The sequence below is a fragment of the Promicromonospora sp. NPDC060271 genome (genome assembly GCF_042726755.1).
Taxonomy (GTDB): domain Bacteria; phylum Actinomycetota; class Actinomycetes; order Actinomycetales; family Cellulomonadaceae; genus Promicromonospora.
The window spans coordinates 1-1,669 of record NZ_JBHXBG010000317.1 but is presented as its reverse complement, the minus strand read 5'-3'; the positions used below and the strand labels follow the sequence as shown (position 1 = coordinate 1,669).

The following is a 1,669-nucleotide window of genomic DNA, read 5'->3' as shown; positions in this document are numbered from 1 at the left end:
GCCCGGGCTGCCGACCACCTGACGGACTACCGACCACACGACCGCGCTGTGACCTCCGCAACGGGTTGCGGGTAGGCGCGGTCGGCGCGCTTATCCTGAGGAAGATGATCGTCTCGCCTGCCGGACGCACCCCCGGTGCACCCACCGGCTTCCCCGTGTCCGGCACCTGGGTCACCGATGCGCCGCCCCCGCCAGACCTGCCCCTGGGCGCCCCCGACGGTCCCCGGCTCGTGGTCCGCACCGTCGCGGTCGACGACCTGCCCGATTCGCCGACCGCACTCGTCGACCGGCTCCCCGACACCAACGCGCTCGCCTGGGTGCGGCACGGCGACGGGCTCGTGGGCTGGGGCGAGGCGCTGCGGTTCGAGACGTTCGGCCCCGGCCGCTTCGCCGACGCCGACGACGCCTGGCGCCAGGTGCTCGACCGCGCCGTCGTGCACGACGACGTACGCCTGCCCGGGAGCGGCCTGGTCGCGTTCGGCAGCTTCGCGTTCGACGACGTCACCCCGGGCGACGAGTCCGAGGACCCCGCGCGGGCGAGCGGAGTGCTGATCGTGCCGCGTGTCGTCGTCGGCCGGAAGGGTGGCCGGGCCTGGACGACCACCATCTCCCTCGTGGGCGACCGCTCCGCCCCCGTGGGCGAGGAGCTGCTGTCCGCCTACCCGCACCAGCCCGTGACCGATCCGGGCAAGGTGGTCCTGACCGACGGCGCCGTGGGCGCGGCGGACTGGCCGGCGGTGGTCGCCGAGGGTGTGGCCAGGATCCAGACCGGCGAGCTGGAGAAGGTGGTGCTCGCGCGCGACGTCGTCGCAACGGCCGAGCACCCGGTCGACACGCGCCATCTGCTCGGCCGGCTCACATCCGCCTACGACGCCTGCTGGGCGTTCAGCGTGGACGGCATGGTGGGCGCGACGCCGGAGCTCCTGGTCCGCAGCGAGAAGGGCCTGGTGGCGTCGCGTGTGCTGGCCGGCACCATCAGCCGCGAGCACGGCCCCGGCTCGCCGGCGGTCCCGGCCGACGCCGACCTCCTGCACGCCGCCAAGCTCGCCCGCTCGTCGAAGGACCTGGAGGAGCACGAGTTCGCGGTGCGCTCCGTGGCCGCCGCGCTGGAACCGTTCTGCTCGTCGATGAACGTGCCCGAGGCGCCGTTCGTGCTGCACCTGCCGAACGTCATGCACCTGGCGACCGACGTGACGGGCGTGCTGACCGACCAGAGCCCGGCGTCGGGCCTGCGGCCGTCGTCGCTCTCGCTGGCGGCCGCGCTCCACCCGAGCGCAGCGGTCTGCGGGACGCCGACCACCGCAGCGCGCAGCCTCATCCGGGAGATCGAGGGCCTGGACCGGGCCCGGTACGCCGGGCCGGTCGGCTGGGTGGGCGCCGACGGCGACGGCGAGTGGGGCATCGCCCTGCGGTCCGCCGAGATCTCGGCGACCGACCGGCACCACATCCGCCTCTTCGCGGGCTGCGGCATAGTCGCAGCCTCCGACCCCCAGGCGGAGCTGGCGGAGTCAGAAGCCAAGCTGGAACCGATGCGCTACGCCCTAGGCGCCACCCCCTGATCGTTGAGTGCTGGATATTTGTCCTCTCGAAACGGTTTGAGAGGACAAATATCCAGCGGCGCCCCCCTCGCGGAACTGATCGCCGCCGAGCAGGTCAGCCACTGTCTCTT

The 1,669-nt window shown here is 73.3% G+C and carries 1 protein-coding gene; it reads left to right on the top strand.

What is annotated here, in order from left to right:
- Window positions 1–104 precede the first annotated feature (104 nt).
- Entirely contained in the window at window positions 105–1,559 is a 1,455-nt protein-coding gene (locus tag ACFWE2_RS25330) for an isochorismate synthase MenF (RefSeq protein WP_377226968.1), read from the top strand.
- The last annotated feature ends 110 nt before the right edge of the window (window positions 1,560–1,669 follow it).

Coding starts and splice junctions, on each gene's coding strand:
- ACFWE2_RS25330 (WP_377226968.1), top strand. CDS start 105: ATGATCGTCTCGCCTGCCGGACGCACCCCCGGTGCACCCACCGGCTTC.